The following is a 19,696-nucleotide window of genomic DNA, read 5'->3' on the forward strand; positions in this document are numbered from 1 at the left end:
GACCACGTAGCCGGGCAATGGGCGAACACCCGCCCCGCCGGCCGCTGTCGGGGCCTGCAAGGGCGAATGGATGAAACGGGGGCGGGCGGTGCGCCCGGGATGCCGGCGCGCGGGCGCGTCAGTGGAGCGCGTCGCTCCTGGTGACGCTGGCCGCGGCGGCCGGGCGGATCACGCCCCAGTCGTCGATGCTGCTGAACGTCACGCTCGCGCCGCCCACGGGACCCGTGGCGAGGCGGGGAAGCGGCATGCGGGCCGCGTCTTTCGCGCGGACGTAGGTCGGTTCGACCTCGTATTTCTGCCCCGCCGCCTCGAGCGTCACGCTGCCCAGGTTCACCACGTAGGGGCTGGGATTCGACACCTTCAGCTCATGCTCGCCGCTGTCGTCGCGGCGCACGATCTCCCACCGCAACTGCCGCGCGGCATCTTCCGCGTTGCCGGCCAGCCCGGCCGGCCGGTACATCACCTTGATCCGCGAGCGGAACGCCAGCTGGATCTTGTTGGCTGCCTCGTCGTCGCGCGCCTTGGGCGGGACTTCCAGCACGTTCAGCCAGAACAGCGATTCCTTGTCCGTGGGCAATGGTTCGCCCGTGTAAAACATGCGCAACGTCTGTCCCTTCTCGGGATCGATCCGGAACATCGACGGCGTCAGGATGAACGGCACCTTGATCGACTCCGGCGCCGCCTTCTCGTCGCCCGTGTCCATCCAGGTCTGAACCAGCGCGGGCGTGTTCCCGTCGTTCAGAAGCCGGACGGTCACTTCGCGGCTGTCGCCCGGAAACACCACGCGCGTTCCGGTGATCACCACGCTTGCCTGGGCCATGCCGCTCAGAACGGTTGCGCTCAGAGCCAGCATGGCAACTGCCTTGGATACCCATCGACTCATCTGCTACTCCTTTCTGGTCATCGGGCGGGCGGCTGCCGCCGCCCGCCGCTTTCGTGGACTTACTGGTAGTTCAGCGAGTACTGGATGCGCGAATCCGCGGTGCCGGCGGTCGCCTTGCCGGTGGCCACGTATTCGGCGTAGTACTGCAGCGACGCGGCGCCGCCGTTCAGGTCGACCGTCTGCGAGTTCTGCGTGCCCACGGGCGCGCCGGCCACGATCGGGTTCTGCGCGTTGTTCAGCAGGCGGATGCGGACGTTCGCCGCCACCGGCTTGCCGCTGCCGTCGTCGATCAGGTTGATCTGGCCCGATGCCTGGTCGACCGTGTTGCCGGCCTCGAAGTAGGTCGAGACCTTGGTGGAGCCGGCGGTGCAGCCGCTCAGGTTGATCGAGAACGGCGTGCGGCCCGCGGTGTCGCCGGAGCTGCCCAGCGAGGACACCGACACGGTCGGCAGCTTCACCGTCATGTTGCTGGTGCCGGTCGCGCCGCCGCCGCCGGTGATGGTGCACGTGGTCGACAGCACCTGGCCGCTGAAGGTGATCTCACCATCCGCCGCCATTGCCGCCGGAGCCGACGCCACTGCCGCGGCGATCGCCAATGCCTTGAAAATGGAATTCGTGTTGATTTTCATTTTTGCCTTACCTGTCTTTATATGCCTGCATAGTGAACTCCCCCGGATCGGGGGGACGCTGACGGCGTGTCATTTCAACGCCAGCCCAGATTGTGGCAACCTTGCGTTTTTGGCGAAATAGGACTGCCGCGAAAGCTATTTACAGCCATTTAGTAATCGTACTAAAAGCACGGCAAGGGCCTATTAAGACCCATGATTTGGGCGCGCATCATGAAGATCGCGACCCGGATCGCGCATCCTGCGGGGGTTTTCGAAGAAGATGAGAGCGGATTCGGGGGTGCTGTGGCGGCGAGGCAAGTCCGCGGGCGGGTGGAGCGGACGGCGCAAACCCGTTCCGGACCGGGTTTTCCGATCCGGCGTAGCGGGGTGCCGCGTTATACACCCGGAGGCTGGCCGGTTTTCCGTTGCTCGGTTTATTCCGAATCAATATCGGAACTATCTCGTGTTTTCGGATTTTCGGCAGTGACCCGCGCGGCGATGGCCGCGATGGGAATCACCATATTCCGATAATGCCGGGAAATAAATCCGACGGGGCGATCAGAAAATACCGAGCGATAAACCGGCGGGCGCCGGCCCGGCACAGGCCGGGAAATCCGGCGCCAACGACAAAAAAGGCCTGTGCCGTAAGACGGCACAGGCCCTGCTGACAAGGTCGGCTTACGGCTTGTGGCCCCCCTCACCCGCAAGCGGGAGAGGAGAGCCAACCGGCGGCAAACCCGGATGCCGCTTTGCCGCGCGGATCAGGCCGGCACCGAATCCGACAGGCGGTTCTCGTCGCCGTTGCCGCCGCCTTCTTCGTCCGGCCAGTTGCGGCCGACCATCCATTCGTACAGCGTGGGCAGCACGATCAGCGTGAGCAGCGTGGCGGTGATCAGGCCGCCGATGATGACGATGGCCAGCGGGCGCTGCGTCTCGGAGCCGATGGCGCGCGAGATGGCCATCGGGAACAGGCCCAGCATGGCCAGCAGCGCGGTCATCAGCACCGTGCGCAGGCGGTCCATCGAGCCGGTCAGCACGGCCTGGCGCACCGGCATGCCTTCGTCGCGCAGCTGGTTGAAATACGTCACCATCACCACGCCGTTGAGCACGGCCTGGCCGAACAGCGCGATGAAGCCGATGGCCGCCGACACCGACAGCGGAATGCCGGTGAGGAACAGCGCGAACACGCCGCCGATCAGCGCGAACGGGATGTTCGAGATGATCAGCGTGGCGCTCTTGAACGACTTGAACGCGTTGAACAGCAGCAGGAAGATCACCAGCACCGACAGCGGCACCACGATCGACAGGCGCGCCATCGCGCGCTCCTGGTTCTCGAACTCGCCGGACCAGCTGATCTTGACGTCGTCGGCCTTGACGTTCTTGGCCACCAGCGCCTGCATGTCCTTGACCACGCTGCCCATGTCGCGGTCGTGGATGAAGATGCCGATGGAGGTGGTGCGCTGGCCGTTCTCGCGGCTGATGTTCATCGCGCCCGATGCCGCGCGGAAGTGCACCAGCTGCGACAGCGGCACCTGCGCGCCGTCCGCGGTCTGCATGAAGATGTTCGGCAGGTTGGGCAGCTCGCGCTCGCCCGGCTTCAGGCGCACGACCACGCTGAAGTGCTTCTCGCCTTCCCACAGCTCGGTGGCGGCCTTGCCGGCCAGCGCGGTTTCCATCAGGTCCTGCACGTCGCCCACGTTGATGCCGTAGCGCGCGGCCTGGGCGCGGTCGAATTCCAGCACGTACTGCGGCAGTTCGCCGTCGCGGTCGATGAACGCGCGCATCACGCCCTGGACCGACTGCACGTTGGCCAGGATCTGGTCGGCCACCTGCTTGTTGTGCTCGAGGCTGTCGCTCTGCACCTTGATCACGATCTGGCCCTTGATCTGGGAGATGCTCTCGAGGATGTTGTCGCGCACCGGCTGCGAGAAATTGGGCTCGATGCCGGGCAGCTGGCGCAGGTTGGCGTTGATCTCGTTGATGATCTTGCGCTTGTCGTAGCCGGCGCGCCACTGCTTGTCCGGCTTCAGGTCCACCAGGATCTCGACGGTGTTGATCAGCTTGGGATCGGTGCCGTCGTCGGGGCGGCCCACCTTGGAGATGGTGGTGTTGACCTCGGGCGTCTTGCGGATCACGCCGCGCAGGCGGCGCGCCTGGTCGCGCGCCTCGTCGAGCGAGACCGAGGCCGGCAGGTCGAAGCTGACCCACATCGAGCCTTCGTCGAGCTCGGGCAGGAACTCGCTGCCGAGGAACTTGCCCACGCCCACGGTGGCCACCAGCAGGCCCAGCGCGATGCCCACCACGGTGCGCTTGTGGTCGAGCGCCCAGGCCAGCATCGGCTCGTAGATGCGCTTGCTGTGGCGGACCACGAAGTTGTCGTCGTGCGCGATGTTCTTGGTCAGCAGCAGGTGGCACAGCAGCGGCACCACCGTCAGCGAGATGATCAGCGAGCCGATCAGCGCGCCGGTCACGGTGTAGGCCATCGGCGCGAAGATCTTCCCTTCGTGGCGCTGCAGCGTGAAGATCGGGATGTGCGCGGCGATGATGATGATCATCGAGAACACGGTCGGGCGGCCCACCTCGGTGGTGGCCTGCAGGATCGCGTGCATGCGCGCGCGGCTGTCCTTGATCTGCTGCTCCTTGAGCTCGCCGAGGCGCTTGAAGATGTTCTCCACCACGATCACGGCGCCGTCGACGATGATGCCGAAGTCCATCGCGCCGAGCGACAGCAGGTTGGCCGGGATGCCCACCCAGGTCAGGCCGATGAACGTGGACAGCAGCGCCAGCGGGATCACCAGCGCCACGATGGCCGCGGCGCGCACGTTGGCCAGGAACAGGTACAGCACCGCCATCACCAGCAGCGCGCCCTCGACCAGGTTGCCGAACACGGTGTGCAGGGTCTTGTCGATCAGCGTGGAGCGGTCGTAGTACGGCACGATCTTCACGCCCTTGGGCAGGATCTGATTGTCCAGCAGCTCGATCTTCTTCTTGAGCGCCTCCAGCACCAGCGAGGGGTTCTCGCCCTTGCGCATCACCACGATGCCCGAGACGATGTCGTCCTCGTCGTCCTGGCCCATCAGGCCCTGCGGCGGCGCCGCGCCGACCTTCACGTCGGCGATGTCCCTGACCAGGATCGGCGTGCCGTTGACTTCCGTCACCACCACGCTGGCGATGTCGGCCGAGGTGCGGAAGCTGCCCAGCGAGCGCAGCAGGAACTGCTGGCGCCCGTTGGCCACGGCGCCGCCGCCGGCGTTGGAGTTGGCGCGCTGCAGCGCGGTGAACAGTTGCGCCAGCGAGATCTTGGCGTCGCGCATCTTCGCCAGGTTGGGGTTCACCTCGTACTGCTTGATGGTGCCGCCGATGGTGACGAGGTCGGCCACGCCGGGCACCTGGCGCAGGTTCTTCTCCACCACCCAGTCCTGCAGCGTGCGCAGCTCCTGCGCGGTGTAGCCCTTGCCGGTCAGGCGGAAGCGGAAGATCTCGCCGATGGCGGTGGACAGCGGCGCCAGGTCCGGCTGCACGCCGTCGGGCAGGTCCACGCCGCGCAGGCGCTCGATGACCTGCTGGCGCGCCACCACGTCGGTGGCCTTGTCGTTGAACGTGACCATCAGGAAGGACAGGCCGAACTGGGTGTGCGAGAACACCCGCACGGAATTCGGCGTGCCCGCCAGCGCGGTCTCGATCGGGATCGTGACCTGGCGCTCGACTTCCTCGGCGGCGCGGCCCGGGTACAGCGTGATGACGTTGACCTGGATGTCGGAGACGTCCGGGAAGGCTTCGATCGGCAGGTTCTTGAAGGCCGCCAGGCCACCCCCGATGAAGATGGCGAGGCCGAGCCAGACGAACAGCTTCTGGTGCAGCGCGAAATGAACGATACGCGAAATCATGTGGCGGTCTTCCTCACTGCTTCGCGCCGGAGCTGCCGCCGGCTTCGCCGGCACGCGCGGCGTTCACCGCGGTGGCGTCGCGCAGGATGTCCTGCAGGTACAGGTTGCCGTCGGTCACCACCACGTCGCCCGCCTTGAGGCCGTCCACCACCTCGGTGGTGCCGGGCAGCGACACGCCCAGCCTGACCGGGCGGCGCTCGAAGCGGTTCTGCGCGGCGCGCACGAACACGTAGTGGCGGTTGTCGGCCAGGAACACGGCCTTGGACGGCACCGAGATGCCCTGGAACGAGGCCGCCGGCAGCCGGGCCGTGACGAACATCTCGGCCTTCAGGCGGCGGTCCGCGTTGGGCACCGACAGCCGCACCTTGATGCTGCGCGCGACCGGATCGACGTAGTCGGCGACCTTGACCACCTTGCCGGGGAAGGTCTCGCCGGGATAGGCGCTCGACACCAGCTGCACGCTCACGCCGGGCTTGAACAAGGCGAGGTCGGCCTCGGCGGCGTCCACCTGGGCCCACAGCTCGGTCGGGTCGGTGACCAGGAACAGCGGCGCGGCGGGCGGCTGGTCGGGACGCAGCTCCATGCCGACGTTGATGTTGCGCTCCACCAGCAGGCCGTCGATCGGCGTGCGCAGGGCGAAGCGGTTGACCGCGCCGTCGCCCTGGGCGGGGGCGCCGTACTGGCGCAGCGCGGCCTGGGTGCGCTGCAGGTCGGCGCTGGCGCGCGCGGCGTCGGCCTGGGTCTGCTCCAGGTCCTTCTGCGCCACCACGCCGGCCGCGAACAGCTCGCGCTGGCGCGCCAGCGCCTTGCCGGCGTAGGCGGCATCGGCGGCGGCCTTGCGCGCGTCGGCCTGGGCCATGCCGAAGTCGGTCGAGGTCAGCGTGGCCAGCACCTGGCCGGCCTTCACGCCGGTGCCCGGCTGCGCCAGCACCTCGGTCACGCGCCCGGCGAACGGGCTGGACACGCGCACGGTGCGGTCTTCGTTCCACACCAGGCGGCCGGGCAGGCTCAGCATGCGCTCGCCGCCGCTCTTGACCGCTTCGCCGGCGATGCCGGGCAGGGTCTTCACGGAAGCGGGGAATTCGACCACGTTGCCGGCGACCTTGGGGTCGTCGCTGGGCGGCGGGGCTTCCTGCTTGCCGCAGGCGGCCAGCGCCAGCGCGACCAGCGAAAGCGTGGCCAGGCGCACGCGCAGGCCCGGCCGGGCGGGAGAGATCGAAGCGGGCGTAGCAGTCATCGGGGACATCGAAGCAGACATCGGAGCGGACACGGGATTAAGGGCGCGGCACATCGGTACGAGCCTGGGCATTGGGTGAGGACTGCAGGGCGGCGCGGTAGGCCGACAGCGACTTGGCGTACTCGCCCCGCGCGGCCACCGCGTCGAGGCGGGTCTGGCGCAGCGCGCGGCGCGCGTCGAGCAGGTCCAGCACGCCGCTGGCGCCCCTGGAATAGGCGAACTCGGCACTGCCGGCCACGCTTTCGGCGGCGGGCACCACGCTCTCGACCATCTGCTTGAGCGACAGGCGCGCGGCCTCGAGCTGGCTGCGCGAGCGCTCCAGCTCGTTCTGCGCCTCGAGCAGCACGCGGTTGCGGTCGTCCAGCGCGGCGTAGTAGTCCACCTCGGCGCGGCGGGCCTCGCCGCCGAAGCTGTGGCGCACGAACAGCGGGATCGACACGAACACGCCGAAGCTGTTGCCGCTGCCGGTCTGGTTGGCGTCGGAGACCGGATAGTGCTCGGCCTGCGCGCCCACGGTGACGTCCGGCACGCGCCCGGCGCGGGCCAGGTCGCGCGCGCTGGCGGCGGCGGCCAGGCGAGCCTCGGCGGCGGCCACGTCGGGGCGGCGCTGCACGGTGTCGGCGTCGGGTTCCGGCACCGGCACGCCGAGCTCGGGCCAGTCGGCCACCAGCCGGTTGTCGGCCAGCGTGCCGGGCACGCCGACGGCCTGCGCCAGCGCGGCCTTGTCGCTGGCGTAGCCGGCCGTCGCCGCGCGCAGGTCGGATTGCGCGCGCAGCACGTCGAGCTGGAGCTTGGTCACGTCGGCGCGCGACACGTCGCCCGCCTTCAGGCGCACCTCGTTGGCCTGCTGGGTGCGGCCGTACAGGGCCAGCGTCTCGTTGAGCACGGCCACGCGCTCCTGGCTGACCAGCGCCGCGAAGAACGCCTGGTCGACCGCGCTGGACTGCTGGGTGATGACCGCTTCCAGCATCTCGCCGGCGGCGCGGCTGGAGGCGCGCGCGCTTTCCACGCGCAGGTTGCCCTTGTTGGCGGTCTCGATCACCTGGTCCACGCGCAGCGTGGAATCCACGGTCTTGCTGCGCGGGCCGCCGGAGTTGAAGCCCTGGTGCGGGTTGATGTTGGCCACGCCCAGGCTGAGCACCGGGTTGGGCCGCTGCGAGGCGATCTGGATGTCGGCCTGGCTGGCCTCTTCATTGCGGCGCGCGGCGATGATGTCGCGGTTGCAGCGCACCGCGTCGAGGCGCACCTGCGCCAGGGTCAGCGCGGCCCTGGCGGGCGGCGCCACGCACGGGCCGTCCGCCGGCAGCGGCGCGCTCGGGGGGACATCCGAGCCAGCCACGGCGACGCCGGCAAGGGCGCTGAGCAGGCTCGTCAGCAAGAAACGTGGAAAGGAAAATGACACGATCAATCAGGCTCGGTTCGACTTTAGTGTGCGGTAAACGACCATGACGGCCGATCGGTGCACCGCGGCCGCGAACTTTCACTTATCTCCATGAAACATGCCGCGTTCGTGCCGGCATCCGCAAACAGGCGCCGGTCGGCCGAAGGGGCGCGACATATCCCGTGCGCATTCAAACTGAAACGCATTACAAACGGCTTTCATCAGCGCAGTAAAAGCCGGCGTAATCGTAGGAACGCGCCGATTTCGAGGGAAAACCCTGACGAAAGCGCCACTTTCGTGAGGAAAGCACGCGCGGGCGGCAGCCATCGGCAAAGGCTCGTATGATTACGCACTTTGCGTCCGCGAGACAGGGGCAGCGCGCCGGCATGGAAATGGGTGTTGCAGTGCCGCATCGGCCCGCCGTTTCCCGGCTTGCTTCCTGGCTGGTTTCCCGGCTTTCGGCCGCCCTGTCCCGGGGCGGTCATATTGTCCGGCTAGGCCGCCCGGCACCGTCCGCGGCATCGTTCCGTGCTGCCCTGTATGGCGCCGCGTTGCCCGTGTTGCCGGCGCCGTTTCGCCATTTCGCCATTTCGCCATTCCCCCAGCCCTCCGTTCCCATGCCCGACCATTCCCTGCTGTCCTCCCTGATGATCTTCGGCCTTGGCGGGGCGCTGGGCGCCGTGGGCGGCCTGTTCGGCATCGGCGGCGGGCTGATCGCGATTCCGGCGCTGGGCCTGCTGTACGGCATGGACCAGCAGCTGGCGCAGGGCACCGCGCTGGTGATGATCGCGCCCAACGTGCTGATCGGCTTCTGGCAGTACCGCCGCCGCGCCGACATCGCGCTGCGCACGGCCGTGGTGCTGGGCCTGTCGGCGGTGCTGGCCACCTATCTGGCGGCCCGCGCCGCGACCGCGATGGATGCCGTGCTGCTGCGCCGCATCTTCGCCTGCTTCATGATCGGCATGGCGCTGTATTTCCTGTGGCGCCTGCTGCCGGGACGCGCCGCCACCGTGCAGCGGGCGCGCCTGTCGCCGCGCTGGATGCCCGCGCTGGGCGCCGTGGGCGGCGCGTTCTCGGGCTTTTTCAGCGTGGGCGGCGGCGTGGTGGCCGCGCCCGCGCTGGTCGGCCTGTTCGGCTTCCGGCAGGCGGCGGCGCAGGGGCTGGCGCTGGCGCTGGTCACGCCCGGCGCGGTGGTGGCGCTGGCCACCTACGCCAGCGCCGGCCACGTCGACTGGGCCAGCGGCATCCCGCTCTCGCTGGGCGGCATGCTGACCATCTCGTGGGGCGTGGCGCTGGCCCACCGCATGCCCGAGCGGCGCCTGCGCGCGCTGTTCTCGCTGTGCCTGATCGCCACCGCGGCGATCATGCTGGTGCGCGGCTGAGCGCCGCCATCCGCCTCCCCGCCTGAACGCCTACCCCAGCAGGCCCTTGCGCCGGTGCCACTCGGCCAGCGACTCCGCCGGCCACGTGCCGCAATGCACGTGGCCGCGGCCCGTAGGCACGTCCACCCACGGCGCGGCGTAGTCCAGCGCGGCCTCCACCACTTCGGGCGGCCTGGGCAGTGGCGTGTCGATGGCCGACGCCTGCGGGTGCACCAGCTCCGGCCAGCGCGGGTCCCACAGCCACAGCGCGCTGCCGCACTTGAGGCAGAAATGCCGCTGCGCCTGCGAGCGGTACGCGCGCCGGCCCGGCTCGCGCATCACGGCGTGATAGATGCCGACGTGCTTCCTGCCGCGGACCTTGAGCGTGGCAGCGTCGCCGCCGAGGTTGATGGCATAACCGCCGCCGCCGGCCGTCTTGCGGCAGATCGAGCAATGGCAGTGCATGAACGGATAAGGGGAATCGGCCTCGAGGCTGAAGCCGACGGCGCCGCAGTGACAGGAACCTTCGAGATGCATGGGACCTCCTGCTGGTTGGGGGAAAGTCCATTCTAGGCAACGCCGCCAGCGCGGGGCCGGCTGGACAGGACATGCCCGCTATGGCATAAGGACCAGTCCGGCGGCGGCCCGAGATTGCGGCCGTACGCCAACCGCCAACCCGAACCCGGCCCGAACGCCGCATGCCCATCGTCCCGACCGCTCCGCGCGCCGCCCTCCCGCCTGCCCCGCAGGCCGCGCCGGCCTGCGCGCGCGCGGCGGCCCCCCGGGGTCTCGCCGCCGTGCTTTTCCTCGCCGTGCGGGGAAGGCGGGACATCGCCATGCTGTCCTGATCTCTCCGCACGGCACCTTGCCAGCGGGCGCGCGCGCCCTTTGTCCAACGTGCAACCGGGAGAACAGCCAATGTCCTCGATCTACCGCAAGACCCTCTGCGCCATCGGCGCCGTCGCCGTGGCCTACCTGCTCATCAACCTGTGAAGCCGCGGGACGCCGCGCACCGGCGCCGGCGTCCCGCGCGGGCGAGCTGGGCGAGTTGTTTCGGCGCGAAACAACTCGCCGCGGCGAACGGATGAAATTTACGAAGCCGCATCTCAAGTTACAGATATGTTGCACATTAGGCCGCATAGCGCACTGCAGATTTCCCGGCCCGCGTCGTAATCTTCAACACGTGCCAACCACGGCGCTGCCACCAGAACAGGAAATCATGTCAGAACGCCTCATCATGCTCGACGTCCCCGGTGTCCTCTATTCGGGCCGCTCCGAGGCCCGGCTGGGCGGGATTCCCGATACCGGCACCCTGCGCGACGTCCGTTTCTTCGATCCGCTCGCGCTCGGCTTCGTGCGCCGCCTGTTCGGCCTCGCCGGCGCGCGCGTGGTGGTCTCCGAAGCGTGGCGCCGCGGCGTGCCCGCGGCGATCCTGCAGCAGCTCGACCTGCAGGTCGAAGGCATGACGCCCGACGTGCCCGGCGGCCATGCCGCGCGCGTCGCCGCCTATTTCGCCAAGCGCCCCGCGCCGCAGGCGTTCGCCATCCTGACCTGCGACACCGCTTCGCTGCGGGACGAGCAATACGCCTACCTGCGCCCGCACACGGTCGCCGTGAATCCGGCCGAGGGCCTCACGCCCGCCAACTTCAAGCAGGCGCTGGACGTGCTCGGCGTGGCCTGCCCGTCCACGCTGAGCCTCGACACGCAGCCCGACGCCGGCCTCGAAGCGCGCCTGCAGCGCCTGCGCCGGCTGGCCCGCGAAGCCCCCACGCGCTTCGCGCCGGGCGCGATCGCCACGCCGCTGCTGCAGGGCGTGCCCGAGCTGGTCCTGCCGGCGCAGGTCGTCGCCCCGGCAGTGGCGCACGCGTGACGGCGCGGCGCGCCGCCGCCCGGCGCTAGCGCTGGCCGGCCGCTCGCCCGAACACCAGCGCGAGCCCGGCCACGATGGCGCCCATGCCCGCGAGGGTGGACGCCGTGAGCCGGTTGCCGAGGAACAGGTAGTCCAGCAGCGCCGTCACGGCGGGCACGAGGTAGAACAGGCTGGTCACGCTGACGAGGTTGCCGGCCTGGATCAGCCGGTACAGCAGCAGCGTGGCGCCCACCGAGATCACCAGCGCGAGCCACGCCAGCGAGAGCAGCAGGCCCGCCGCCGGCGTGGCCGTCATCGGCTGGAACGGCACGAACAGCAGGCACAGCGCCAGCCCGGCGCCGTATTGCAGCGGCAGCACGTCGAGCGGCGCCTGCCGGATGCCTTTCTGCAGGATCGCGCCGAACGTCATGCAGGCCAGCGCGGCCAGCGCGAAGCCCACGCCGGTCGGCGACAGCCGCGCGCGGCCGATGCTCGCCGACACCACCAGCACCAGCCCGCACAGCGCGGCCGCGAGGCCCGCCAGCCGGCGCAGCGGATAGCGCCGCTCCACCAACAGCAAGGTCAGCACCGGCTGCGCGCCCAGCACGGTGGCCAGCACGCCCGGCGTCACGCCGCGCGCCAGCGCGAGCAGGTAGCAGATCGAATAGGCGCCGGTCATCAGCAGGCCGGCGGCCATCACGCGCAGGCGCGTGCCCGGCGCCGGCAGCCAGCGCCGCCGCCACGCGGCCAGCGCCAGCAGCACCAGCAGCGCGAGCGCGAAACGCGCGGCCAGCAGGGCAAAGGCGGATGCATACTCGAGCCCGAGCCGCGCGAAGATCGCGCCGCTGCTCCACAGCAGCACGAAGAGCGCGGTCGAGCCATGCGCGCCCAGGGCGGTTTTGTTCAATGTCATGATGTTCACCTGTCGCGGGCATCCGGCCCGTGGCCGGATGCCCTCGAAGACTTCGCGTCGAAAACCTTCGGCAAGCCGGTGCCGGTCACGCGCCGTGCGTGCGGCAGGGAAAAAGCCGAAGATGGAAAGACGGGCCGGGAGTCGGGGCCCGGCCCGGTCAGCCCCGCGTGGACGGCGGCGGCGGCGCGGTGCCGGCCCGCGCGCGCGGCGGGGAGGCGACAGGAGGAGGCGAGGCGATGAAGACCGCGCACGGCAGCGCCGCGCCCGCGAGGGGAGCGTCGGCGGCAAGCTGGAAGTGCGTGGCTGCGGTCATGATGGTCCGTGTGCCCGGCGCGGATCGCCATACTGGATCGGCCGGTGGATGCGCAACGTTACACCGGCGCGGCGCGAGAGGCAAGCGAGAAGCAAGCCGGGGCCTGCCTTACAATGCGCGGCGCCTCCCGTGCCGGAACACAGCCGGCAGCGGCAGCGGCATGCACACCGAAACGAATACGGAGAACGCGCGATGGAATCCCGCCTGACCGAACTGGAGATCAAGGTCGCCTTCCAGGACGACCTGCTCGAGACGCTGAACCTCGCCGTGGCGCGCCAGCAGCGCCAGATCGACCTGCTGCAGGAACAGCTCCAGGCGCTCTACCAGCAGATGCGCTCGGGCGGCCCGGGCGGTGCCGACAACGGCCCGCAGCACGAAATCCCGCCGCATTACTGAGCGCCGGCGACACGGGACAGGAACATCCCCGCCGCCGCCGCGTCTGACCCTGAACCCGCGCGCCAACCCGGAGGAGCCGCATGAAAACGAAGCCGAACGCCATCCGCGCCATCCGCGCCGCCGCGCGCTTCGTGCTGTGCGGCGCGCTTGCCGCGCTCGGCAGCGCCGGCGCCCGGGCCGGCTACAACGTCTGGACCGGCGACTACACGTTCTCGCGCCAGGAGCTGCAGGAGGCCATCGACAAGCGCTTTCCCGCGCGGCTGCGCTACGGCCAGGTGCTCGACGTGCGGCTGGCCAATCCGCGCCTGGTCCTCGACGACGCCGGCAACCGCGTGAGCACGCAGATGGACGCGCAGGTCAGCAACACGCTGCTGCCCGCGCCGCCGATCACCGGCAAGCTGTCGCTCAGCAGCGGCCTGCGCTACGACCCGGACAAGCGCGCGGTGCTGCTGGACAATCCGTCCGTCGAGCGCGTGCAGGTCGACGGCATGCCGGCGCAATACGGCGAGCAATTGAACGCGATCGGCGCCGTGGTGGCGCAGCAGGTGCTGCGCGATTACCCGCTTTACACGTTCACGCCGGAACAATTGCGCGTGGCCGGCAAGGATATAGAGCCCGGCGCGATCACCGTGCTGCCGGACGGCATCAAGGTCCGGATCAATACCCGCTGAAACCGGCGAAATTACGAAAAGGCCCATACGTGGGCCATATTTTCATCTTCGGCGCGCGCCGGGTCCGGATAAGGGCGTTGTATCGGCGCACGTTTTTCCGTTGGAAATCAACCGCATTTATTTGAACGCGTGGAAGTCATGGCGCGCGAAAGGTTATACTCCGCGCTCCACAAACTAACGGGTAAATCATCATGGCCGTGACCACCAAGAAAGTTGTAAAGACCAACGCAGCAGCAAAGGCCAAGCCGGCCGCCGCCAAGAAGGCCGCCGTGCCCGCGAAGAAGGCCAGCGTCCTGTCGCGCGAACTGGCCGCCGCCAAGAAGGCCCTGCTGAAGCTGCGCGCAGATTCGAAGAAGGCCATCGAGACCGCCAAGCGCGACATCGTGCAGGTCGCCGAAGCCGTGAAGAAGGCCCTGCTGGCCGAGAAGCAGATCGCCAAGGAAAAGCTGGCCGCGCAAAAGGCAAAGGCCAAGGCCAAGCCCGCCGCCAAGAAGCCGGCAGTGAAGGCCGCCGCCAAGAAGGCCGCCGCCAAGCCGGCAGCGCCGAAGGCAGCAGCACCGAAGGCCGCTCCCAAGGCAGCCAAGAAGGCCGTCGCAAAGAAGCCGGCAGCACCCAGGAAGGCCGCCGCCGTGAAGACCGAAGCAGAAGCAGCGCCCGTCGCAGCGAAGTAAATCGCGCTGGGCCCGGCGCGGCCCGGAGATGCGCGCGGCGATCCGCGCCATGCTCCGCGCCGCGCACCTTGCTCGTGCAGACCGGCTGGCGCCTGGCCGGCCGGCACGCCAGCCCGGCATTGCCGCTTTTCCTGCCCGCCTTTCTGTCCGCCCTCCTGCCCGCGCTCTCCGCGCGCACGGCCTGGTCTTCCTTCCGCTGTGTTTTAGCCGCACTCCCGCCGCGCTGCAGCCACGCCTTGGCCGCGCCTGAATCCCGCCTTAACTCCGCCTTAGCCGTTTCCCCTATTGCCCCGCGCATTCGCGCGGCGCTCGCGCCCGGCCGCACCGCCACTGATTGCGGCCGCGCATTCCCGGCGCATTCCGGCATTTCCCCTATTTGCGGAATACCAGACTGAAATTATTCGCCGGCATCGGGATTGGCTCGTCCAGGCGAAAGCCTTCCGCTTCGCCGAGCGCGGCAATATCTTCCATATTGCGCACGCCCCATTGCGCGTCCGCGCTGCGCAATTGCGCGTCGAAGGCAGCATTGCTCGGCGCCGTGTGCTCGCCGTTGCGGCGATAGGGGCCATACAGGTAAAGCACGCCGCCGGCCGGCAGCAGGCGGCCGGCGCCGGCGAACAGCGCCTCGGCCGCCGACCACGGCGCGATGTGGACCATGTTGATGCAGACCAGCGCCTGCGCGGCCTCGATGCCCCACGGCTGCTGGCGCACGTCCAGCGCCAGCGGCGGCAGCACGTTGGCCAGCCCGGCGTGCGCGGTCCAGCCCGCGATCGAGTCGCGCGCGGCCGGCTCCGGGTCGCTCGGCTGCCAGGTCAGGCCCGGCAGCGCCGCGGCGAAATGCGCCGCGTGCTGGCCGGTGCCGCTGGCGATCTCCAGCACCAGGCCGCTGGACGGCAGGACGCGGCGCAGCACCGCCAGGATGGCGTCGCGGTTGCGGTCGGTGGCCGGGGCCATGCGGCGCGCCTGGAGTTGCTCGTCTCGTGTCGGCATCGTGTATCTCCTGTTTTTTGTGGGGCAGCGTGCCGCAAGGTTAGCAGGCATGCCCGGCGGCGCAAAACAAAATGCCCCCGGCGATCGCTCGCCGGGGGCATTTTGCCGCGGGCCCGGCCCGCGGCCTCGCGGCCACGGGTCAGGCTATTGCGCTCAGGCCTTGCTCGTCTTGACGCTGGTGGCCTCGGCGGTCAGGTAGCCGACCGCCGCGCCGAACCTGTCCTTGTAGTTGGCGCGCACCAGCGGGTCCAGCGTGGGCTGTACCTTGGCGTGGAAGGTGGCATTCCAGTCGCCGGCGTGCTGGAAGTTGTTCATGATGTAGGTCCAGCCGTTGAGCTCGTCGACCGCATGCAGGCCGGTCGATTCGGCGCCCGACGGGGTGGACAGCACGCGGGCCAGCTTCTTGGTGTCGACGTTGTAGGCCCACAGGAAGTTGTTGATGTGCTGGCCGCTGTCCTCGCCGATGAACAGGGTGCGCATCTTTTCCGAGAACTTCAGGTTGTCCGGGTTGGCGACGAGGTCCGGGTCGGCCGTGTTGCCCAGCGCATCGGCGGCGATGTCCTTGCCCACGAGCAGCGCGCTGGTGTGCACCGGCACCCATTCGCTGTTGATCGCGGCGCCGTCCAGGTCCTTCTGGCCGCCGGCCAGCTTGTGCTGCATCACGCCGCCGGCCTTGAGCGCCGCGTCGACCGAGATGTTGCTCTGCGCGTTCCAGCCCTTGGCGTTGTTCTTCACCATCGAGTCCTGGATGTTCTGCAGCGCGGAGTAGGCGATCTTGTCCTTGATGTTGACGGTGGTGCCTTCCATCTTGGTGAAGCCCATGCTGCCGCCCTTGAGGAAGGCGTAGCGGTGGGTTTCCAGGAACGCGGCGACCCGCTCCTTGCCCGGCACGACCTTGATCCACTGGGCCGCGCCGTTGGCGAAGATCTTGGTGTAGGTGTTGTCGAGCGGATCGGCGTACACCACGTCCATGATGTCGGCCGGGCGGTGCGACTTGGCCATCGCCTCGACTTCCGCGCTGGTGGCGTGGCCGAGCTTGACCCAGGTCAGGTCGGCGCCGGCGGCGGCGGGATCGATGGAGAAGCCGGTGCCGACCTTGCCCACGTACAGCGTGCCCGCGGAGAGATCCTTCTCCTTGTCGGCCACGAACAGGAACAGGCCGCTGTTGGTGGCGTCGTCGCCCATCAGCACCGTGCGGTTGTCCGGCATCACCTGCACCAGCTCGTGCGAGATGCGGCCCAGGCAGTAGTGCTTCTTGATGCTGGCGGTGCCGTCCGGGTTGACCGTGACCTCGGGCAAGTGGCCGTAGAGATACGGGTTGAGCGGGATGCTCGCGTTGCCGTAGAGATTCGCGGCGTACTTGGCGTACTGGTCGACCAGGTCGAGGTAGGTGGCGTCGAGCGGGTTGGTCGCGTTGAGGAACGCGTCCGGCTCGTATTCCTCGCTCGACAGGTGCGTGTTCCACGGCGACAGGCTCGCGCCGCAGGTGATCCACAGGCCGTTGGCCGACGAGGTGTCGACGTTGTGGTACTTGACCAGGCTCAGCTTGCCGGTGGCGGGATCCTGGTCCAGCGTCAGCACGGCGATCGGCGACGGCAGGCGGCCGTACATGGTGGCGTTCGCCTGGTTGCGGGTGGTGTACTCGAACTGCACCACGGCGAACACCGTGTTGCCCTTCACGCCGTCCACCTTGGCGCCGTCGATCTTCAGCAGCGAGGTGCCGTCCGGCGAGTCGGAGAAGAACTGGCGTTCCTTGCCGGCCACGGACTTGTCGATGATCGGCTGGTTGTTGATGTCGAAGTAGCCGCCGGCCAGGATCTGGCCGCCCTTGACGTCGGCCACGGTGTCGCCGGTCATGAAGAACGGCTGGTAGGCCAGCTTGTAGGTCTGGCTGCTGCCGTCGCTGAACGACACCTTCAGGCTCGAGCCGACCGTGGTGGTCGCCATCGCGGCCGGGTTGGACAGCGCCGGCGCGGACATGCCGGTGAATTCGGCGGTGCTGAAGGTCGCGGCGGGCGTGCCCGGCGCCGCGGGCGCGGCGGGAGCGGGCGCGGCCACGGCATCGTCGCCGCCGCCGCAGCCGGCCAGCAGCGCGGTCGCGCCAAGGCCGAGCGGCAGCATCGGTGCGCCGGCCAGGAATTTGAGTGCCTTGCGGCGGGAAGCATCCGGTTTGTCGATCATTCTTCTTTCCCGTTTATTTTGTGAGTGGGTGAGCGACGCACGTGGCGCCACCGTGCCGCGCGCCGATGGGGACAACGGCCGCGCAGCGATCAGGCCGAGTCGCATGCTATGAACCATTTGTGACAGCTTGTTTAAACTGACTTACTTTGCAGACATCCAGGCGGCCCGCCGCATCTGCGCGGCGCCCCCGCGCGGCGCACCAGGCCGGGCCGGGCGGCCCGCTGCGGTACACTGGCGCACGCCCGCAGCCCGCGGCGCCGTCCTTCCGTTTTTTCCGCCCGCCGCCGCAGCCCGGCGTGGCCCGATCAGTGCCGACCTACACCCTCGCCTTTCCGCTCCAGGCCGAACTGGAAATCCGCAAGAGCCGCTTCATCGGCTACGCCATCCCGGTGGCCGACCGCGCCGCCGCCGCCGCCGAGCTGCAGCGCCTGCGCGCCGAACATCCCGGCGCCACCCATGTCTGCTGGGCCCTGCTGGCCGGGGGGCATTCGGGCATGTCCGACGACGGCGAGCCGTCCGGCACCGCCGGCCGGCCGATCCTGGAAGTGCTGCGCCACCATGAGCTGGAGGGCGTGCTGGCGGCCGTGGTGCGCTACTACGGCGGCATCAAGCTGGGCGCGGGCGGCCTCGTGCGCGCCTACACGGACGCCATCGCGGTGGCGCTGAAGGACGCGCAGCGCATCGAGCGCATCGCCTATGCCGGGCTGATGGTGGAGGTGGACTACGCCGACGAGGCGCGCGTGCGCCGCTGGATCGAACAGGCCGGCCACACGCTGACGCACGGCGAGCACGGCGCCGCCGCGCGCCTGACGATCCGGCTGCCGGCCAGCGAGCTGGACGCCGCGCGCGCCGCGCTGCGCGACGCCACCCACGGGCGCGCGCGCTTTCCCGATCCCGATGAGGGCGACGGCGGGGGCGACGGCGAGAACGGAGCGCAGCCGTGAGCGCGGAAACGCCAGCAGAAACACCAGCGGCGCCGGTCTTCCACGCGCGCGTGGAACCGCTGGGCCGGGGCTTCGCCGCGCCGGGCGCGCAGACGCTGCTGCAGGCCGCGCTGCAGGCCGGCGTGCAACTGCCCAGCTCGTGCCGCAACGGCACCTGCCGCGCCTGCCTGTGCCGGCTCTCGGCCGGGCACGTGGGCTACCGCATCGCGTGGCCGGGCGTGAGCTTCGACGAGCGCGACGAGGGCTACATCCTGCCGTGCGTGGCGTACCCGGAAAGCGACGTGGTCATGCAAGCGCCGCTTGCCCGGCTGCGGGACGGCGAGCCGCCTCCGCCGCCGCCAGGCACTGCATGAAGAACTGCCACGCGATGCGCAGCGCATCGGGGCCGGCGGGATCGCTGAAGGCCTGGCTGGACGGCCCGCCGCTCCACGCATGGCCCAGCCCTTCGATGCGCACCAGCCGGACATAGGGCCGGCCCGCGTCCGACCACGCGAACACGTCGAAGGGCCGGCGCTGGCCGCGCTGAACGCGGCGCGGCGCGGCGGCCAGCGGCGCGGCCGGCAGCAGTTGCTGCCAGAGCGCGGCGGCGGCCAGCGCGTTGTCGAAATCCACCACATGGTCGGCACTGCCGTGCAGCAACAGCAGCGGCGGCGGCCGGCGTCCCGCCAGCAACAGGCGCGCGGCCTGCAGGTCGGGCTGGCCCTTGCCCTGCATGACGCGCGCCGCCTGCGCGGCATTGCCGGCGCTGAGCGCCACCGCGCCCGAGTGCGAGCCGACCGAGGCGAAGCGGTCCGGATAGCGCAGGCCCAGGATCTGCGCCATCGCGCCGCCGGCCGACAGGCCCAGCGCGAACACCTCGGCTGGCCGCACCAGGCGCTGCTCGCAGACGTGGTCGACGATGGCCATCAGCAGGGCCGCCTCGGTCGCCACGCGCGCCGCCGAGCGGAACCAGTTCCAGCAGCGCTGCGCATTGGCGTGCGAGGACTGCTCCGGCATCAGCACCACGCAGCGCGCGCCGCGCGCCAGCGCCGCGGCGCGCGTGCAGGCGGCGAAGCTGGCCGAATCCTGCCCGCAGCCATGCAGCAGCACCAGCAACGGCGCCGGGCGCGCCGCGCTCACGCCGCTCGGCACGAACAGCCGGTAGCGGCGCTGCACCAGCGGCCCCAGCCCCCAGCTGCCCTCCTCCCAGCGCCCGCCGGCCCGGCTCACCGGCGCCGCCACCGGCGAGGCCACGCCGCTGAGCACGCGCTGCGCGGCCTTGCTCATCGCCTCGCCCTGCCTGACCGCCGACTGGATCGCGCTGCGCGTGACGGTGCGCTGCGCGCGCCGCACGTTGCGCGTGGCGATCTTGCTGAGCGTGTTCCAGAGCTTCGCGCCGCTGCTCGTCCGGCGGCGTGTCATCGGAGGCCTG

General features: G+C 69.7%; 19 protein-coding genes. 8 read left to right on the forward strand and 11 right to left on the reverse strand.

Features of this window, described 5'->3' with window-relative positions; genetic code table 11:
* Positions 1-118: 118 nt before the first annotated feature.
* Together AC3WXD_RS20925 and AC3WXD_RS20930 are read right to left on the reverse strand one after the other, a co-directional pair.
* Complete coding sequence (locus AC3WXD_RS20925) at positions 119-883, reverse strand: fimbria/pilus periplasmic chaperone (protein ID WP_029043423.1); 765 nt, start codon at positions 881-883, stop codon at positions 119-121.
* 59 nt (positions 884-942) lie between these two features.
* Entirely contained in the window at positions 943-1,461 is a 519-nt protein-coding gene (locus AC3WXD_RS20930) for a fimbrial protein (RefSeq protein ID WP_441602038.1), read from the reverse strand.
* Here AC3WXD_RS20930 and AC3WXD_RS20935 point away from each other — a divergent pair.
* Positions 1,346-1,633, forward strand: coding sequence for a hypothetical protein (locus tag AC3WXD_RS20935; RefSeq protein WP_492324671.1), 288 nt, complete (start codon positions 1,346-1,348; stop codon positions 1,631-1,633). The two genes, AC3WXD_RS20930 and AC3WXD_RS20935, sit on opposite strands and share 116 nt — an antisense overlap.
* A 619-nt stretch (positions 1,634-2,252) precedes the next feature.
* Here AC3WXD_RS20935 and AC3WXD_RS20940 read toward each other — a convergent pair.
* Genes AC3WXD_RS20940 through AC3WXD_RS20950 form a run of 3 tightly spaced genes read right to left on the reverse strand, consistent with a single transcriptional unit; the run spans position 2,253 to position 7,954 of the window.
* Entirely contained in the window at positions 2,253-5,378 is a 3,126-nt protein-coding gene (locus AC3WXD_RS20940) for an efflux RND transporter permease subunit (RefSeq protein ID WP_020202220.1), read from the reverse strand.
* Between the two features lie 13 nt (positions 5,379-5,391).
* Positions 5,392-6,615 carry an efflux RND transporter periplasmic adaptor subunit gene (locus AC3WXD_RS20945; RefSeq protein WP_052165833.1) on the reverse strand — a complete coding sequence of 408 codons (1,224 nt, stop codon included), beginning with the start codon at positions 6,613-6,615 and terminating at the stop codon, positions 5,392-5,394.
* A gap of 37 nt (positions 6,616-6,652) precedes the next feature.
* On the reverse strand, positions 6,653-7,954 hold the full coding sequence (locus AC3WXD_RS20950) for a TolC family protein (RefSeq protein ID WP_052165838.1): 1,302 nt from the start codon (positions 7,952-7,954) through the stop codon (positions 6,653-6,655).
* A gap of 659 nt (positions 7,955-8,613) precedes the next feature.
* On the opposite strand from AC3WXD_RS20950, the gene AC3WXD_RS20955 reads away from it, so the two are divergent.
* Complete coding sequence (locus AC3WXD_RS20955) at positions 8,614-9,378, forward strand: sulfite exporter TauE/SafE family protein (protein WP_020202217.1); 765 nt, start codon at positions 8,614-8,616, stop codon at positions 9,376-9,378.
* A 30-nt stretch (positions 9,379-9,408) separates the two neighbouring features.
* Here the strand turns inward: AC3WXD_RS20955 and AC3WXD_RS20960 are convergent, their stop codons facing one another.
* The gene (locus AC3WXD_RS20960) at positions 9,409-9,894 is read right to left on the reverse strand and encodes a GFA family protein (RefSeq protein ID WP_059411912.1); all 486 of its coding nucleotides are present in this window, start codon (positions 9,892-9,894) and stop codon (positions 9,409-9,411) included.
* 682 nt (positions 9,895-10,576) lie between these two features.
* Between AC3WXD_RS20960 and AC3WXD_RS20965 the strand changes: the two genes are divergently transcribed.
* The gene (locus AC3WXD_RS20965; RefSeq protein ID WP_492324612.1) at positions 10,577-11,227 is read left to right on the forward strand and encodes an HAD domain-containing protein; all 651 of its coding nucleotides are present in this window, start codon (positions 10,577-10,579) and stop codon (positions 11,225-11,227) included.
* A 25-nt stretch (positions 11,228-11,252) separates the two neighbouring features.
* Here the strand turns inward: AC3WXD_RS20965 and AC3WXD_RS20970 are convergent, their stop codons facing one another.
* Positions 11,253-12,119 (reverse strand): DMT family transporter, encoded by an 867-nt coding sequence (locus AC3WXD_RS20970; protein WP_029043421.1) that lies wholly within the window; start codon positions 12,117-12,119, stop codon positions 11,253-11,255.
* Positions 12,120-12,276: 157 nt separating this feature from the next.
* On the reverse strand, positions 12,277-12,432 hold the full coding sequence (locus AC3WXD_RS20975) for a hypothetical protein (protein WP_155888019.1): 156 nt from the start codon (positions 12,430-12,432) through the stop codon (positions 12,277-12,279).
* Between the two features lie 192 nt (positions 12,433-12,624).
* Between AC3WXD_RS20975 and AC3WXD_RS20980 the strand changes: the two genes are divergently transcribed.
* The 3 genes from AC3WXD_RS20980 (at position 12,625) to AC3WXD_RS20990 (ending at position 14,170) form a co-directional block, all read left to right on the forward strand.
* On the forward strand, positions 12,625-12,828 hold the full coding sequence (locus tag AC3WXD_RS20980) for a SlyX family protein (RefSeq protein ID WP_454733902.1): 204 nt from the start codon (positions 12,625-12,627) through the stop codon (positions 12,826-12,828).
* A gap of 80 nt (positions 12,829-12,908) precedes the next feature.
* Positions 12,909-13,499: a DUF1439 domain-containing protein gene (locus AC3WXD_RS20985; protein WP_492324613.1), complete on the forward strand. Its 591-nt coding sequence runs from the start codon at positions 12,909-12,911 to the stop codon at positions 13,497-13,499.
* A 191-nt stretch (positions 13,500-13,690) separates the two neighbouring features.
* Positions 13,691-14,170, forward strand: a complete 480-nt coding sequence (locus AC3WXD_RS20990; protein WP_020202209.1) for a hypothetical protein — start codon at positions 13,691-13,693, stop codon at positions 14,168-14,170.
* Positions 14,171-14,542: 372 nt separating this feature from the next.
* Here AC3WXD_RS20990 and AC3WXD_RS20995 read toward each other — a convergent pair whose 3' ends face one another.
* Positions 14,543-15,160, reverse strand: a complete 618-nt coding sequence (locus AC3WXD_RS20995) for a DUF938 domain-containing protein (RefSeq protein WP_454733904.1) — start codon at positions 15,158-15,160, stop codon at positions 14,543-14,545.
* A gap of 153 nt (positions 15,161-15,313) precedes the next feature.
* Positions 15,314-17,341, reverse strand: a complete 2,028-nt coding sequence (locus AC3WXD_RS21000) for a PhoX family protein (RefSeq protein ID WP_059411916.1) — start codon at positions 17,339-17,341, stop codon at positions 15,314-15,316.
* Positions 17,342-17,649: 308 nt separating this feature from the next.
* Between AC3WXD_RS21000 and AC3WXD_RS21005 the strand changes: the two genes are divergently transcribed.
* Together AC3WXD_RS21005 and AC3WXD_RS21010 are read left to right on the forward strand one after the other, a co-directional pair.
* On the forward strand, positions 17,650-18,285 hold the full coding sequence (locus AC3WXD_RS21005) for an IMPACT family protein (RefSeq protein WP_492324669.1): 636 nt from the start codon (positions 17,650-17,652) through the stop codon (positions 18,283-18,285).
* Positions 18,282-18,638, forward strand: a complete 357-nt coding sequence (locus AC3WXD_RS21010) for a 2Fe-2S iron-sulfur cluster-binding protein (RefSeq protein WP_059411917.1) — start codon at positions 18,282-18,284, stop codon at positions 18,636-18,638. The genes AC3WXD_RS21005 and AC3WXD_RS21010 overlap by 4 nt, the downstream gene beginning before the upstream one ends.
* Here the strand turns inward: AC3WXD_RS21010 and AC3WXD_RS21015 are convergent.
* Complete coding sequence (locus AC3WXD_RS21015; RefSeq protein ID WP_492324614.1) at positions 18,571-19,686, reverse strand: extracellular catalytic domain type 1 short-chain-length polyhydroxyalkanoate depolymerase; 1,116 nt, start codon at positions 19,684-19,686, stop codon at positions 18,571-18,573. The two genes, AC3WXD_RS21010 and AC3WXD_RS21015, sit on opposite strands and share 68 nt — an antisense overlap.
* Positions 19,687-19,696: the final 10 nt, after the last annotated feature.

The sequence above is a fragment of the Cupriavidus sp. FW216-B1 genome, from assembly GCF_058789195.1.

What these genes read in the sequence shown, in the direction of transcription:
- AC3WXD_RS20955 (WP_020202217.1), top strand. Translation starts at nt 8,614, where the DNA reads ATGCCCGACCATTCCCTGCTGTCCTCCCTGATGATCTTCGGCCTTGGC.
- AC3WXD_RS20985 (WP_492324613.1), top strand. Translation starts at nt 12,909, where the DNA reads ATGAAAACGAAGCCGAACGCCATCCGCGCCATCCGCGCCGCCGCGCGC.
- AC3WXD_RS20995 (WP_454733904.1), bottom strand. Translation starts at nt 15,160, where the DNA reads ATGCCGACACGAGACGAGCAACTCCAGGCGCGCCGCATGGCCCCGGCC.
- AC3WXD_RS20975 (WP_155888019.1), bottom strand. Translation starts at nt 12,432, where the DNA reads ATGACCGCAGCCACGCACTTCCAGCTTGCCGCCGACGCTCCCCTCGCG.
- AC3WXD_RS20960 (WP_059411912.1), bottom strand. Translation starts at nt 9,894, where the DNA reads ATGCATCTCGAAGGTTCCTGTCACTGCGGCGCCGTCGGCTTCAGCCTC.
- AC3WXD_RS20990 (WP_020202209.1), top strand. Translation starts at nt 13,691, where the DNA reads ATGGCCGTGACCACCAAGAAAGTTGTAAAGACCAACGCAGCAGCAAAG.
- AC3WXD_RS20925 (WP_029043423.1), bottom strand. Translation starts at nt 883, where the DNA reads ATGAGTCGATGGGTATCCAAGGCAGTTGCCATGCTGGCTCTGAGCGCA.
- AC3WXD_RS20970 (WP_029043421.1), bottom strand. Translation starts at nt 12,119, where the DNA reads ATGACATTGAACAAAACCGCCCTGGGCGCGCATGGCTCGACCGCGCTC.
- AC3WXD_RS21015 (WP_492324614.1), bottom strand. Translation starts at nt 19,686, where the DNA reads ATGACACGCCGCCGGACGAGCAGCGGCGCGAAGCTCTGGAACACGCTC.
- AC3WXD_RS20940 (WP_020202220.1), bottom strand. Translation starts at nt 5,378, where the DNA reads ATGATTTCGCGTATCGTTCATTTCGCGCTGCACCAGAAGCTGTTCGTC.
- AC3WXD_RS21000 (WP_059411916.1), bottom strand. Translation starts at nt 17,341, where the DNA reads ATGATCGACAAACCGGATGCTTCCCGCCGCAAGGCACTCAAATTCCTG.
- AC3WXD_RS20980 (WP_454733902.1), top strand. Translation starts at nt 12,625, where the DNA reads ATGGAATCCCGCCTGACCGAACTGGAGATCAAGGTCGCCTTCCAGGAC.
- AC3WXD_RS20935 (WP_492324671.1), top strand. Translation starts at nt 1,346, where the DNA reads ATGTTGCTGGTGCCGGTCGCGCCGCCGCCGCCGGTGATGGTGCACGTG.
- AC3WXD_RS20945 (WP_052165833.1), bottom strand. Translation starts at nt 6,615, where the DNA reads ATGACTGCTACGCCCGCTTCGATCTCTCCCGCCCGGCCGGGCCTGCGC.
- AC3WXD_RS20965 (WP_492324612.1), top strand. Translation starts at nt 10,577, where the DNA reads ATGTCAGAACGCCTCATCATGCTCGACGTCCCCGGTGTCCTCTATTCG.